Annotated in this window: 12 protein-coding genes; 3 read left to right on the forward strand and 9 right to left on the reverse strand. The window is 55.9% G+C overall.

Going from position 1 to position 14,780, the window contains the following annotated elements; translation table 11 throughout:
• Window positions 1-120: 120 nt before the first annotated feature.
• The 9 genes from panD to thpR all read right to left on the reverse strand — a co-directional run bounded on the left by panD (window position 121) and on the right by thpR (window position 7,057).
• Complete coding sequence (gene panD / locus IPZ49_RS20215; RefSeq protein ID WP_022647084.1) at window positions 121-501, reverse strand: aspartate 1-decarboxylase; 381 nt, start codon at window positions 499-501, stop codon at window positions 121-123.
• A gap of 31 nt (window positions 502-532) precedes the next feature.
• Window positions 533-1,384, reverse strand: a complete 852-nt coding sequence (gene panC, locus IPZ49_RS20220) for a pantoate--beta-alanine ligase (protein ID WP_022647085.1) — start codon at window positions 1,382-1,384, stop codon at window positions 533-535.
• 11 nt (window positions 1,385-1,395) lie between these two features.
• On the reverse strand, window positions 1,396-2,187 hold the full coding sequence (gene panB, locus IPZ49_RS20225; RefSeq protein WP_022647086.1) for a 3-methyl-2-oxobutanoate hydroxymethyltransferase: 792 nt from the start codon (window positions 2,185-2,187) through the stop codon (window positions 1,396-1,398).
• 123 nt (window positions 2,188-2,310) lie between these two features.
• A complete protein-coding gene (folK, locus tag IPZ49_RS20230; protein ID WP_038415362.1) occupies window positions 2,311-2,790 on the reverse strand; it encodes a 2-amino-4-hydroxy-6-hydroxymethyldihydropteridine diphosphokinase in 480 nt (159 codons plus the stop codon).
• The gene (pcnB, locus tag IPZ49_RS20235) at window positions 2,787-4,184 is read right to left on the reverse strand and encodes a polynucleotide adenylyltransferase PcnB (protein WP_071892880.1); all 1,398 of its coding nucleotides are present in this window, start codon (window positions 4,182-4,184) and stop codon (window positions 2,787-2,789) included. The genes folK and pcnB overlap by 4 nt, the downstream gene beginning before the upstream one ends.
• A gap of 42 nt (window positions 4,185-4,226) precedes the next feature.
• Entirely contained in the window at window positions 4,227-5,117 is an 891-nt protein-coding gene (gene gluQRS, locus IPZ49_RS20240; RefSeq protein WP_022647088.1) for a tRNA glutamyl-Q(34) synthetase GluQRS, read from the reverse strand.
• Window positions 5,118-5,176: 59 nt separating this feature from the next.
• A complete protein-coding gene (gene dksA / locus IPZ49_RS20245; RefSeq protein WP_001155232.1) occupies window positions 5,177-5,632 on the reverse strand; it encodes an RNA polymerase-binding protein DksA in 456 nt (151 codons plus the stop codon).
• A 176-nt stretch (window positions 5,633-5,808) separates the two neighbouring features.
• Window positions 5,809-6,513 carry a DNA/RNA nuclease SfsA gene (gene sfsA, locus IPZ49_RS20250; protein WP_032625548.1) on the reverse strand — a complete coding sequence of 235 codons (705 nt, stop codon included), beginning with the start codon at window positions 6,511-6,513 and terminating at the stop codon, window positions 5,809-5,811.
• Window positions 6,503-7,057, reverse strand: a complete 555-nt coding sequence (thpR, locus tag IPZ49_RS20255) for an RNA 2',3'-cyclic phosphodiesterase (protein ID WP_032625550.1) — start codon at window positions 7,055-7,057, stop codon at window positions 6,503-6,505. Before thpR ends, sfsA begins: the two co-directional genes overlap by 11 nt.
• Before the next feature lie 73 nt (window positions 7,058-7,130).
• On the opposite strand from thpR, the gene hrpB reads away from it, so the two are divergent.
• The 3 genes from hrpB (at window position 7,131) to fhuA (ending at window position 14,767) form a co-directional block, all read left to right on the forward strand.
• On the forward strand, window positions 7,131-9,560 hold the full coding sequence (gene hrpB, locus IPZ49_RS20260) for an ATP-dependent helicase HrpB (protein WP_063146439.1): 2,430 nt from the start codon (window positions 7,131-7,133) through the stop codon (window positions 9,558-9,560).
• A gap of 197 nt (window positions 9,561-9,757) precedes the next feature.
• Window positions 9,758-12,280: a bifunctional glycosyl transferase/transpeptidase gene (gene mrcB, locus IPZ49_RS20265; protein WP_063146440.1), complete on the forward strand. Its 2,523-nt coding sequence runs from the start codon at window positions 9,758-9,760 to the stop codon at window positions 12,278-12,280.
• Between the two features lie 237 nt (window positions 12,281-12,517).
• Complete coding sequence (gene fhuA, locus IPZ49_RS20270) at window positions 12,518-14,767, forward strand: ferrichrome porin FhuA (protein WP_045308079.1); 2,250 nt, start codon at window positions 12,518-12,520, stop codon at window positions 14,765-14,767.
• Window positions 14,768-14,780: the final 13 nt, after the last annotated feature.

Genomic DNA, 14,780 nt, shown 5'->3' on the forward strand with positions numbered 1-14,780 from the left:
GGTGTTCAGCAGGGTGACTTGAATATATTAATAAAAATATATAAAAAGAATGCTATTCATTTTAATTATGTATAAATTACCCAACCTATTTGTCGGGTAATTTATAACAGTACTATTGGCTTAGGCAACCTGAACCGGAATTGCCTTCGCAATACGTTTCATTTCATTATCGCCTTCAAAGTATGCCACTTTTGGCTGCCAGCGACGTGCCTCTTCGTCAGACATCATCACAAAGCTGGCAATAATGACGATATCACCCACGTCCGCGCAGTGCGCCGCTGCCCCATTAACGGAGATGATTTTAGACCCGCGTTCAGCGGCAATCGCGTACGTTGAAAAGCGTTTGCCGTTATTAACGTTCCAGATATCAATAGCTTCGTTTTCGAGAATACCCGCCGCGTCGAGAAAATCCTGGTCGATCGCGCAGGAGCCTTCATAGTGCAGGTCGGCCTGGGTGACTTTCACACGGTGAAGCTTACCTTGTAGCATTTTGCGAATCATTACGTTTACCTTTCACTTCCGGGTAGTAAAACTACGCCAGTTCAACCACTTTGTTGTCGATAAGGCGGGCCTGGCCGAGCCAAGCCGCCACCAGAATTACCGCACGTTTGCTGGTATCTGAGAGTTCCAGAAGCGTATCGGCATCCCGAATTTGAACGTCGTCAGCACGAAGACCTTTCTCGTTCAGCGCCTGTTCAGCCAGAGCGATGATTTCTTCTGCGGTTAATTCTTTTGCCAGCAGTTGCTCTGCCATGGTATTCATGACTTTGCTTAAGCCTGGCGCAATTTTACGCTGTTCCGCAGTCAGATAGCCGTTACGGGAGCTAAGCGCCAGGCCATCTTTCGCACGTACAATCGGCACGCCGACAATCTCTATGTCGTAGCCCATATCGGCAACCATTTTGCGGATCAGCGCCAGCTGCTGGAAATCTTTCTCGCCAAAGCAGGCGATGTCCGGCTGCACCAGGTTAAACAGCTTGCTGACGATGGTGGAAACGCCGCGGAAATGGCCCGGACGGCTGGCACCCTCCAGCATGGTCGAAATACCCGGTACGTCGACGTAGGTCGCTTCAGTGGTACCCTGAGGATAAACATCTGCGGGGGCCGGTGCGAAGACGATATCCGCATGACGTTTTTTGAGCTTCTCGCAATCTTCCTGCAAGGTACGTGGATAGCGCGCCAGATCGTCTTCGCGATCGAACTGCATCGGGTTAACGAAGATACTGACTACCACGATATCTGCACGGGCTCTCGCTTCATCGACCAGCTTCATATGGCCGTCGTGCAGATTGCCCATGGTCGGGACGAGGGCGATACGTTTACCTTCCTGACGTGCACGGCGGATATGCTGGCGCAGCAGCGGCAGAGTTTCTATGATTAGCACACCTGGACTCCTTAATGGAAACTGTGTTCTTCGCCCGGATAAACGCCGGACTCAACCTCGGCAATATACTGCCGCACAGCAGCACGCATGTCGCCTGCTTCTGTCAGGAAATTTTTAGCAAATTTTGGAATGTGACCGCCGGTGATCCCGAAGGCGTCGTGCATGACCAGAATCTGGCCATCGGTGACGTTGCCCGCGCCGATGCCGATCACCGGAATCGACAGCGCCTCAGTGATACGCTTAGCCAGCTCAACCGGCACACACTCCAGCACCAGCAGCTGTGCACCAGCGGCTTCCAGCGCCAGGGCATCATCAAACAGCGTCTGCGCCGCATCGCCACGCCCCTGAACTTTATAACCGCCAAAGATATTCACGGATTGCGGCGTCAGCCCTAAGTGCCCGCAAACTGGCACGGCCCGTTCGGTGAGCATTTTCACCGTATCGACCAGCCAGTCGCCGCCTTCGATTTTGACCATATTGGCGCCGGCGCGCATCACAGTTGCCGCATTTTCAAAGGCCTGTTCCGGGGTGGCATACGCCATAAACGGCAGATCGGAAAGTAGCAGGCAGGCGGGCGCACCCCGGCGCACGGCGCGGGTATGGTAAGCAATATCCTCGACCGTGACCGGCAGAGTAGAATCATGTCCTTGTACCGTCATCCCTAACGAGTCTCCGACCAGCATGACGTTGATCCCTTCTTCGGCAAACAGTTTTGCGAAGCTGTAGTCATACGCGGTAATAGTGGCGAAGCGTTTCTTTTCCTGTTTACATTTCTGCAATAAGGAGATGGTAGTTGGTTTCATACTGTTTCCTGATGGCCCAAAAGCGGATCTTTGCGCATTCTAACAGTAACATTCGAGGGAACAATGATTTTAGGCAATCGATTAACCATATTTGACACATGGCTAATCGGGGGTGACACGGGATTACCAGCGGACCGGTTTTTCCGCGTTGAGGCTTTGCAGAACGGCGTTCAGCGAGGTGCCGTCAGGGAAGGTGAGATCGGGGGCGACTTCAAACAGCGGCCAGAGCATAAACCCACGGTTTTTCATGTCATAGTGCGGAACGGTGAGGCGCTCGGTGTTAATCACCTTGTGGCCGAAAAGCATAATATCGAGGTCGAGCGTGCGCGGTCCCCAGCGTTCGGCTTTACGTACGCGACCCTGCTGTAGCTCAATACGCTGGGTATTATCCAGCAGCGTTTCTGCGTCAAGGGCTGTTTCCAGCACCACGGCGGCGTTCAGATAATCAGGCTGATCCTGCGGGCCGAGCGGGGGCGTACGGTAAAAGGAGGAGACCGCCACGATATGGCTTTGCGGGATCTCCCCCAGCGCCTGAACGGCAGCGTTAACCTGCTCAAGCGGAGAGGCCAGATTGCTGCCGATGGCAATATACGCAAGGGTCATGCTGTGCCTTCACGACGCGGCGCGCGCTTGCGCGGGCGACGGTGACGACGGCGCGGTGCCGGCTCGTCATCGAGATCCGTGAGCATATCTTTTTGCTCCGGTGGTGCAGAGACCTGAAATTCTCCCCACCACTGCGCCAGGCGCTGTAGCTCCTGGTTTCTTTCGACTTCAGCACGCAGAGAGAGCAAATCGAACGCGGCGCGGAACTTAGGATGCTCCATCAGTTTCCAGGCACGTTTACCCTGACGGCGTGACATACGCAGCTGAAGCTGCCAGATATCACGCACCAGCGTGGTAATACGTTTCGGGATCGCCAGCGTGCGACAGCCTTCGTCCAGCACGTCGTTTGCCGCCAGCGCGAACGCATCATAATAGGCGAGGCCGCTCTCCTGGGTAATGCGCTGCGCCGTTTCCAGCAGCGGATACCAGAACATGGCCGCGAACAGGAACGCCGGATTCACGCGCATATCGTTATGAATACGGGTATCCGTGTTCTTCAGCACCTGTGCAATCATCCGCTCCATTGCGCTGTCACCGTTTTCGGTGAAGTAGCGGGTAATGGTCGGGAACAGCGGCTGGAACAGGTTGTATTCACGCAGCAAATTGTAGGTTTCAAACCCGTAGCCTGCCTGGAGCAGCTTTAACGACTCCTCAAACAGACGGGCAGGGGGGACGTCGTTAATCAGCGTCGCCAGGCGCGGGATCGGCTCTGCGGTTTCCGGGCTGATACGCATGTTTAGCTTGGCGGCGAAACGCACGGCGCGCAGCATTCGGACCGGATCTTCGCGATAGCGCGTTTCCGGCGTGCCGATCAGGCGAATCAGGCCGTCTTTCAGATCCTGCATACCGCCGACGTAATCGCGCACGGTAAAATCCGCCACGCTGTAGTAAAGGCTGTTGATGGTGAAATCGCGACGCTGAGCATCTTCTTCAATAGAGCCAAAGATGTTGTCGCGCAGCAGCATGCCGTTTTGGCCGCGCTGGGAAGTTGTGCGATCGTTGATGCCCGCTTCGTGGTGACCGCGGAAGGTCGCCACTTCAATAATTTCCGGCCCAAACATCACGTGCGCCAGACGGAAACGGCGGCCAACCAGACGGCAGTTGCGGAATAATTTACGCACCTGTTCAGGCGTGGCGCTGGTCGTCACGTCGAAATCTTTTGGTTTTTTGCCCAGCAGTAAATCGCGCACCCCGCCGCCGACGAGATAGGCCTCGTAGCCTGCTTTATTCAGACGATAGAGCACCTTGAGGGCATTTTCACTGATATCTTTGCGGGAAATATTGTGCTGCTCACGCGGAATGACCGACATGTGTGGCTGTGCAATAGCATCATTCGCCATGCTCTCTTCGCGGCTCAGCACTTTACGGCAAAAATTAGCGACTCGGGTAAAAATAGTACACCTCGTAGTGTGTTTTGTTATCAAAAAAGCGGCTAATCATAGCTCAGCGCAACGCATTTGAGAATGCTGGATTTTTGGCACGGCCATAAGCGTCCAGTCAGCAATGGCCGTTTTCAGCAATTCATCCAGACTCAGATCCTGCCATTCCTGCGTTACATTCTGGTTGAGAAATCGCAGCGCGTCGATCAATACCGGGCGCGGATCGCCGTCAGGCAGCGCCGGGGCATGATTCTGTTTTGACAGCTTACTCCCCTGTTCATTGACCGCCAGCGGCAGATGGATGTAATCCGGCACCGTCCAGCCAAACTGCTGGTAAAGCGATATTTGCCGCACGGTAGGCTCAACCAAATCCGCCCCACGCACGATTTCCGTGACGCCCTGGAAATGGTCATCGACAACCACCGCCAGGTTATAGGCAAACAAGCCATCACGACGGTGAATAATAAAATCTTCACGCGCCAGACGATCATCCGCCTGAATGGTTCCTGAGAGGACATCGGTAAACTGCGTCACCGGAGCGCGCTGTATCAGCCGTACGGCGGCATTCTCAGGGCCGTTGTGCCGCGTACGGCAGTGGCCGTCGTAAACGCCACCCACGCTCTGAATTCGCGCACGCGTGCAGGTGCAGTTATAGGAAAGGCCCTGTTCAGCAAGCCACGCCAGACGTTCACGGTAGGCATCATGGCGTTGAGACTGCCAGAGTACGTCGCCGTCCCAGTGAAGACCGTAATGTTCCAGCTGACGCAGAATAGTTTCTGCCGCACCGGGAACTTCACGCGGAGGATCGATATCTTCAATGCGAACCAGCCATTTACCCTGACGGGCGCGAGCCTGTAGGTAGCTGCCGAGCGCGGCAATTAATGAGCCGAAGTGTAATTCACCGGAGGGAGATGGCGCAAAGCGCCCGATATAGTGAGATTCAGACATATCAACGGTAACAAGGCGGGAGAAACTCCCGCCTTAGCAGAGTAGTGAGAGGGAAGGCGTTAGCCAGCCATCTGTTTTTCGCGGATTTCTGCCAGCGTTTTACAGTCGATGCACAGATCGGCTGTTGGACGCGCTTCCAGACGACGAATACCGATTTCAACACCGCAGGATTCGCAGTAGCCAAAATCTTCGTCCTCGACCTTTTTCAGCGTTTTCTCGATCTTTTTGATCAGTTTGCGCTCGCGGTCACGGTTACGCAGTTCGAGGCTGAACTCTTCTTCCTGAGCGGCACGGTCGACCGGATCCGGGAAGTTAGCAGCTTCATCCTGCATATGTGTAACGGTGCGATCGACTTCATCCCTGAGTTGATTACGCCATGCTTCAAGAATACGCTTGAAGTGCGACAGCTGGGCTTCGTTCATATACTCTTCGCCCGGCTTCTCTTGATACGGCTCCACCCCAGCGATGGCGAGAATACTCAGGGACGATGTTTTACGGTTTTGCCCTTCTTGCATGTTGCTTCTCCTTAACACGCACTATCGATCCCCGTGTTGGGGGAAAAATCAGGTCGCTATAAATAGCAGATGCTTTTCCGTATGGCAATTATCTAAACGTAACACTTGACAACCCTGTGAGGAAAAGCGTATTTGCGCACGCGGCCAGAACACTTATTAGTCAATCGTCTAATCCCTTATAGGACAATGGGAAGAGAGGATCTCAGAGTCATATTATCGGCAGAAAGTTCCGCTTTATAAGCGAAAATCTCTACCCCCTGCTTTTGTGCCTCATTCAACAATTGCGCGTATTTAGGATCAATATGACGGGCCGGGGAAAACCGTTCAATGGCTGAATGCAGAACCGCAAACAGCAACACGGCGCGCTTGCCCGCCGCCGCTACACTCATTAGCTCCCGCAGATGCTTCTGGCCACGTAGCGTTACCGCATCCGGAAAGAAGCCGTTTTCCTCTTCCGCTAACGTCACTGATTTCACTTCAATATAGCACTCAGGGCGGTCTTCCGCCTGTAACATAAAATCAATTCTGCTGCCTTCATCGCCATATTTCACTTCGCTTTTTTGCGTGCCGTAACCCACCAGTTCAGGAAGGATTCCATTTGTCAGGGCTTCCTTAACCAGCTGATTTGCGCGCAGGGTATTAACGCAAATAAATGCCCCGCTTTGCGTCTCGGTCATTTCCCAGGTATGAGGATATTTGCGTTTAGTATTTTCTGATGTGGAATACCAGACCGTGTCACCCGGCGTGGCGCAACCGGTCATGGCACCGGTGTTAGGACAATGCAGCGTGAGCGTTTCGCCTTCAGGGGTGATCACGTCAGCGAGAAAGCGTTTGTAACGCTGGATCAGCGTGGCGGGCTGGAGTGCAGGGCTAAACTTCATCAGGATTCCTTAACGTGTCGCCCAGCGACCAGCGCTGGAGCGGAGTGTAGCGGGTGCGTCCTTGTACAAAGGCAGATTCGTACAGCGCAAATTCATTCACCTGAAAGGACCAGTGGAAGCCCGGTGGCGGGATGGCAACAGCCTGACCCGCATCGCGCAGCAGGGTAATGTGGGGATGAAACGGCTGCGGGCTCTGATAACAGCCGCTGCGCGCGGCCTGCGCCCGCAGCATGTTGGCGAGCTGGAGCAGTCCGCGAGGGGGCTGCCGCGTCCCCAGCCAGACCACCCGAGAGCGCAGCCATTGCCCGGCATCGTCAAGATGCAGCGTAAAACCCGGCTGAGAAATGCGTCCGGCCATTGCGCTTAACGCGCGCTGCTTTTCTGCGCTCACCTCGCCAAGAAAAGCTAACGTCAGGTGCATATTGGCGGCGACGACAGGGCGGCCCGCTTCCGCGGGGAAGTGGCTGGCGCGCCAGCGAACAATTTGCCGTTGAAGCGTGGTGGGTAATTCAATGGCGAAGAATAGCCGTTTTGACTCAGACATGCGCAAGACTCGGTAATGATATGCGCCGATGCTACAATGTACGCCGATTAATGTTAACCCTCTGGAGCCGTAAGTGTCCTCTTTGCCCGTCGCCGTCGTCCTTCCTGAGCTTCTCGCAGCCTTAGAACATGCGCCACAGGTTTTGCTCAGCGCGCCCACCGGAGCGGGTAAATCCACCTGGCTGCCCCTGCAAATTCTGCGCGAGGGGAGCATCAGCGGGAAAATTATCCTGCTGGAACCGCGCAGGCTGGCGGCGCGCAATGTGGCGCAGCGCCTGGCGGAACTGCTGAATGAAAAACCGGGCGAGACGGTAGGGTACCGGATGCGCGCCGAAACCTGCATTGGCCCGTCTACGCGGCTGGAGGTGGTCACTGAAGGCATTCTTACCCGTATGCTGCAAAACGATCCGGAGCTGAGCGGCGTCGGGCTGGTGATCCTTGATGAATTTCACGAGCGCAGCCTCCAGGCCGATCTGGCCCTTGCGCTGCTGCTCGACGTTCAGCAGGGGCTGCGCGACGACCTTCGGCTGCTGATTATGTCGGCGACGCTGGATAACGAGCGGCTCCGGCAGACGCTCCCTGACGCGCCGATGATCTCCTCTGAAGGGCGTGCGTTCCCGGTCGAGCGCCGCTATCAGCCGCTGCCTGCCCATCAGCGTTTTGACGAAGCCGTTGCCATCGCCACCGCCGAATTGCTCCGTCAGGAACCCGGCTCGCTGCTGCTGTTTTTACCCGGCGTAGGCGAAATCCAGCGCGTACAGGAGCAGCTGGCATCCAGGGTGAGCAGTGACGTTATGCTGTGCCCGCTCTACGGCGCGCTGCATTTGGCTGACCAGCGCAAGGCGATCCTTCCCGCACCGGCGGGGCAGCGCAAAGTGGTACTGGCGACCAATATCGCCGAAACCAGTTTGACCATCGAAGGCATTCGCCTGGTGGTGGACAGTATGCAGGAGAGGGTGGCCAGTTTTGATCCGCGTACCGGGCTGACCAGGCTACTGACGCAGCGCATCAGCCAGGCCTCAATGGTGCAGCGCGCAGGCCGAGCAGGGCGTCTTGAGCCGGGTATTTGCCTGCATTTAACCAGCGCCGAGCAGGCGGAGCGTGCGGCATTGCAGAGTACGCCTGAGATTTTACAAAGCGATCTCTCCGGGCTGGTAATGGATCTGATGCAGTGGGGCTGCCCGGACCCTGACCAGCTCACCTGGCTTAATCCTCCGCCTGTTGTGAACCTTTCCGCCGCGCGCAGCCTGCTGACCCAGCTTGGCGCGCTGGAAGGCGAGCGACTGACGGCGCGCGGCCAGAAAATGGCGGCGCTGGGCAACGATCCGCGTCTGGCAGCGATGCTGGTGGCAGCACAAGGCGACGATGAAATTGCCACGGCGGCAAAACTGGCGGCTATTCTTGAGGAGCCGCCGCGCGGTGGCAGCAGCGATCTGGGACAGGCCTTTTCACGCCAGCAGGGAAACTGGCAACAGCGCGCGCAGCAGTTGTGTCACCGCCTGAAGAGCCGGGGAGGATCGCCTGACAGCGATAAAGTTATCCCTCTTCTGGCCCAGGCCTTCCCGGACAGGATCGCGCGCCGTCGCGGGCTGGATGGTCGTTATCAACTGGCAAATGGGATGGGCGCGATGCTGGACAGCGATGATGCTCTGACGCGTCATGAATGGCTGATCGCGCCGCTCTTACTCCAGGGCAGTCACTCCCCGGATGCGCGCATCTTGCAGGCGGTTGCCGTAGATATTGACGCCCTGACGCGTGCCTGCCCGCAGCTGCTTCAGCAATCTGACATTGTCGAATGGGATGATGCCCAGGGCACGCTGAAGGCGTTCCGTCGTAGCCAGATTGGCAAACTGACGCTCGGGACAAAACCGCTGGCGAAGCCGTCGGAGGAAGAGTTACACCAGGCGATGCTGAACGGCATTCGGGAAAAAGGGCTGAGCGTATTGAACTGGACGCCTGAGGCTGAACAATATCGTATACGTCTGCACTGCGCCGCGAAGTGGCTGCCGGAACAGGGGTGGCCAGCGGTGGATGATGAGACGCTGCTCGCGACGCTTGAACAGTGGTTGTTGCCGCAGATGAGCGGCGTACACTCCCTGCGCGCCCTTAAGGCGCTTGATGTTAAGGCAGCGTTACAGAATTTACTGGACTGGTCGTTACGTCAACGTCTGGATAGTGAACTGCCTGGGCATTACACTGTGCCAACCGGGAGCCGGATTGCCATTCGTTATCATGAGGATAATCCGCCAGCGCTGGCGGTTCGGATGCAGGAGATGTTTGGTGAGGCCACCACGCCGTCCATCGCTGAAGGGCGCGTGCCGTTAGTGCTTGAGCTGCTTTCGCCTGCGCATCGTCCCTTGCAGATCACCCGCGATCTGGGTGCGTTCTGGGCGGGGAGCTATCGTGAAGTGCAGAAAGAGATGAAGGGGCGATATCCCAAACACGTCTGGCCGGACGATCCGGCGAATACCGCGCCGACACGGCGCACGAAGAAATATTCGTAATGGGGGAGTGCGGCCTGAAAGGTAAAGTGCGGCCTGATGCCCTCACCCCGGCCCTCTCCCACAGGGAGAGGGAGAAAACACTAAAGACTTTCCTGTCAGGAAAGTCTTGCTGTTTATTTTGAGAGATTTCTTCTTTCACTGACCTGTGCAAGATAAGAAAATCTGGCCTTTGCGCCTGAATGTTGCGGAGAAAAAGCATGGCGGGGAATGACCGCGAGCCAATAGGACGTAAGGGAAAGCCGACGCGTCCGGCGAAAGAAAAGGTAAGCCGTCGTCGCCTCAGAGATGAGGAGTATGACGATGACTATGAAGACGATTATGAGGATGAAGAACCGATGCCGCGTAAAGGGAAAGGCAAAGGGCGTAAGCCTCGTGGTAAGCGCGGCTGGTTCTGGCTGCTGCTGAAGCTGTTTATTGTTTTTGTTGTCCTGATCGCGATTTACGGCGTTTATCTGGATCAGAAGATCCGCAGCCGTATCGACGGGAAAGTCTGGCAATTGCCTGCGGCAGTGTACGGCCGCATGGTGAACCTTGAGCCGGACATGTCCATCAGCAAGAATGAGATGGTGAAGCTGCTGCAAGCCACGCAGTATCGTCAGGTCACGAAAATGACCCGTCCGGGTGAATTTACCGTCCAGGCGAAAAGCATTGAGATGATCCGCCGTCCGTTCGACTTCCCGGACAGTAAAGAGGGGCAGGTGCGCGCGCGTCTGACCTTTGACGGCGATCGCCTGGAAACCATTGAGAACATGGATAACGATCGCCAGTTCGGTTTCTTCCGTCTCGATCCACGTCTCATCACCATGCTGTCGTCCGCAAACGGCGAACAGCGCCTGTTCGTGGCGCGTAACGGCTTCCCGGATCTGCTGGTGGATACCCTGCTGGCAACCGAAGACCGCCACTTCTACGAGCACGACGGGATTAGCCTCTACTCCATTGGTCGTGCGGTACTGGCTAACCTGACCGCGGGGCGTACGGTGCAGGGGGCGAGTACCCTGACCCAGCAGCTGGTGAAAAACCTGTTCCTCTCCAGCGAGCGCTCTTACTGGCGTAAAGCCAACGAAGCGTACATGGCCGTGCTGATGGATGCGCGCTACAGCAAGGATCGTATTCTTGAGCTGTACATGAACGAGGTGTACCTCGGTCAGAGCGGCGATAACGAGATCCGCGGCTTCCCGCTGGCGAGCCTGTACTACTTTGGCCGTCCGGTAGAAGAGCTGAGCCTTGACCAGCAGGCGCTGCTGGTGGGCATGGTAAAAGGCGCGTCGATCTACAACCCGTGGCGTAACCCGAAACTGGCGCTGGAGCGTCGTAACCTGGTGCTGCGTCTGCTGCAACAACAGCAGGTGATTGACCAGGAGCTGTACGACATGCTGAGCGCGCGTCCGCTGGGCGTTCAGCCGCGCGGTGGGGTGATCTCTCCGCAGCCTGCCTTTATGCAGATGGTACGTCAGGAGTTGCAGTCTAAGCTCGGAGATAAAGTGAAAGATCTCTCCGGGGTGAAGATCTTCACCACCTTTGACTCCGTGGCGCAGGATGCGGCAGAAAAAGCGGCGGTTGAAGGTATTCCGGTTCTGAAGAAGCAGCGTAAGCTGAGCGATCTGGAAACCGCGATGGTGGTAGTTGATCGCAACACCGGCGAAGTTCGCGCCATGGTGGGCGGCGCCGAGCCGCAGTATGCGGGCTATAACCGCGCGATGCAGGCGCGTCGTTCGATTGGTTCTCTGGCAAAACCGGCAACCTACCTGACCGCGCTGAGCCAGCCGAATCTCTATCGACTGAACACCTGGATTGCCGATGCGCCAATCTCCCTGCGCCAGCCTAACGGCCAGGTGTGGTCTCCGCAGAACGATGATAAGCAGTTCAGCGGCCAGGTGATGCTGGTGGATGCGTTAACCCGCTCGATGAACGTGCCGACTGTTAACCTCGGCATGGCGCTGGGCCTCCCCGCCATCACCGACACCTGGCAGAAGCTGGGCGTACCGAAAGATCAGCTGCACCCTGTGCCAGCGATGATCCTGGGGGCGCTTAACCTGACGCCAATCGAAGTGGCCCAGGCGTTCCAGACCATCGCCAGCGGCGGTAACCGAGCGCCGCTTTCCGCCCTGCGTTCGGTGATTGCCGAAGATGGCTCCGTGCTGTATCAGAGCTTCCCGCAGGCGGAGCGCGCTGTTCCGGCGCAGGCGGCCTATATGACGCTGTGGACCATGCAGCAGGTGGTCCAGCGCGGTACCGGGCGTCAGCTGGGGGCGAAGTATCCTGGTCTGCATCTGGCGGGTAAAACCGGGACTACCAACAACAACGTCGATACCTGGTTCGCCGGTATTGATGGCCGTGAAGTGGTGATCACCTGGGTGGGCCGCGATAACAACCAGCCGACCAAACTGTATGGTGCGAGCGGCGCGATGTCGATTTACCAGCGCTATCTGGCCAATCAGTCTCCGGTGCCGCTGAACCTCGTTGCCCCGGAAGATATCGTCGATATGGGCGTGGACAGCTCGGGTAACTTCATCTGTGGCGGCGGCGTGCGTTCGCTGCCGGTCTGGACGACCAACCCGGATGCGCTGTGCCAGCAAAGCCAGCCAGAAGAACCGACAGGTAACCCGTTCGATCAGTCTTCTCAACCTCAGCAGCCGCAGCAGCAGCCGCAGCAGCAGAACGAGAAGAAAGACAGCGACGGCGTCGCCGGCTGGATCAAGGATATGTTCGGCGGCAACTAGCCTTTATGACACCCCCTTCCCTGGAAGGGGGTATTTTTTCACCTCAGCAACTCATTTCCTTAACCCTGTTTTCAATCCTTATTAACGACCCGTTTTCCGTTGATTATTTCTTAAACCCTCAATTCTTGTAGGGCCGCATATCGCTTGCTATGCCGTCAGCGTTTCGCATATTATTCTGCGGTCATAATAATAATTCTCGTTTACGTTATCATTCACCTTTTTCATCAGAGATCCATCATGGCGCTTTCCAATACTGCTCAGCCAATTAACACGTCGCTGCGTAAAATCGCAGCCGTCGTAGCCACAGCGGTTGCTGGCATGTCTGCTTATGCACAGGCCGCTGAAACCCCCAAGAAAGAAGAAACCATCACCGTGACTGCCGCACCGGCTGCACAGGAAAGTGCCTGGGGTCCTGCTGCGACTATCGCCGCTCGCCATTCTGCGACTGGAACCAAAACAGACACGCCAATTCAAAAGGTTCCACAGTCTATTTCTGTGGTAACTTCCGAAGAGATGGCGTTGCATCAGCCACGTTCCGTTAAAGAAGCTCTGAGCTATACCCCGGGCGTTGCGGTAGGCACCCGTGGTGCTTCTAATACTTACGACTACCTGGTTATTCGCGGTTTCGCGGCCGATGGTCAGAGCCAGAACAACTACCTCGACGGTATGAAGATGCAGGGCAACTTCTATAACGACGCGGTGATTGATCCTTATATGCTGGAGCGCGCTGAAATCATGCGCGGTCCGGTTTCCGTTCTGTACGGAAAAAGCAGCCCTGGTGGCCTGCTGAACATGGTGAGTAAGCGTCCAACAACAGAGCCGCTGAAAGAGATCCAGTTTAAAGCTGGTACTGACAGCCTGTTCCAGACCGGCTTTGACTTCAGCGATGCCATCGACGATGACGGCGTTTACTCCTACCGCCTGACGGGGGTTGCGCGTTCTAACAACGCACAGCAGGAAAATAAAGGCGAGCAGCGTTATGCCATCGCGCCATCTTTCTCCTGGCGTCCGGATGATAAAACGACTTTCACTTTCCTTTCCTACTTCCAGAACGAGCCTGAAACAGGCTATTACGGCTGGCTGCCAAAAGAGGGAACGGTCGATCCGCTGCCAAACGGTGATCGTCTGTCGACGGACTTCAACGAAGGTGCGAAGAACAATACCTATTCCCGTAACCAGAAAATGGTTGGGTATAGCTTCGACCACGAATTTAACGACACCTTTACCGTGCGTCAGAACCTGCGTTTTGCCGAGAATAAAACCTCGCAAAACAGCGTTTACGGCTACGGTGTATGTACCGATCCGGCAAATAGCGGCAGCAAACAGTGTGCTGCGTTAGCTCCTGCCGATAAAGGTCATTATCTGGCACGTAAATATGTTGTTGATAATGAAAAACTGCAAAACTTCACCGTTGATACTCAGTTGCAGAGCAAATTTGCGACCGGGCAGGTAGACCATATCCTGCTGACTGGTGTTGACTTTATGCGTATGCGCAATGATATCAACTCCTGGTTTGGCTATGACGACTCGGTACCGTTGCTGGATCTCTACAATCCGGTAAGCAGCGATTTCGATTTTGGCTCAAAAGATCCTGCAACCTCCGGTGCATATCAGATCCTCAACCGTCAGAAACAGACCGGTTTGTATGTTCAGGATCAGGCGCAGTGGGATAAAGTACTGGTTACTCTAGGCGGCCGTTACGACTGGGCCGATCAGGAGTCCTACAACCGTGTATTGAATACCACCTCCAAACGTGATGATACCCAGTTTACCTGGCGTGGCGGCGTTAACTATCTGTTCGATAACGGCGTAACCCCTTACTTCAGCTACAGCGAATCCTTTGAACCGGCTTCACAGACCGATGCTCAGGGTAAACTGTTCTCACCGTCTAAAGGCAAGCAGTACGAAGCGGGCGTGAAATACGTGCCGAACGATCGTCCGATCGTGATCACCGGTGCAGTGTATCAGCTGACCAAAACCAACAACCTGATGGCTGACCCGGCGGGCTCATTCTTCTCCGTTGAAGGCGGAGAGATCCGCGCCCGTGGCGTAGAGCTGGAAGCGAAAGCGGCGCTCTCTGCAAGCGTTAACGTTGTAGGTTCTTATACCTATACCGATGCTGAATACACCACCGACACTAACTACAAAGGCAACACACCGGCGCAGGTGCCAAAACATATGGCATCCGTGTGGGGTGATTACACGATGTTTGATGGCCCGCTGTCTGGCCTGACGCTGGGTACTGGTGTGCGTTACACCAGCTCCAGCAAAGGTGACCCGGCGAATAGCTTCACTGTTGGAAGCTATACGCTGGTTGATGCACTGGTCAGATACGATCTGGCGCGTGTAGGCATGGCCGGCTCAAACGTCGCGCTTCACGTGAACAACCTGTTCGATCGTGAGTACGTTGCAAGCTGCTTCAACACGTACGGTTGCTTCTGGGGTGCTGAACGCCAGGTTGTTGCCACGGCGACCTTCCGCTTCTAACCTCTTTATGGGC

This window comes from Enterobacter cloacae complex sp. S2 (genome assembly GCF_015159675.1).
GTDB classification, from domain to species: Bacteria; Pseudomonadota; Gammaproteobacteria; order Enterobacterales; family Enterobacteriaceae; genus Enterobacter; species Enterobacter intestinihominis.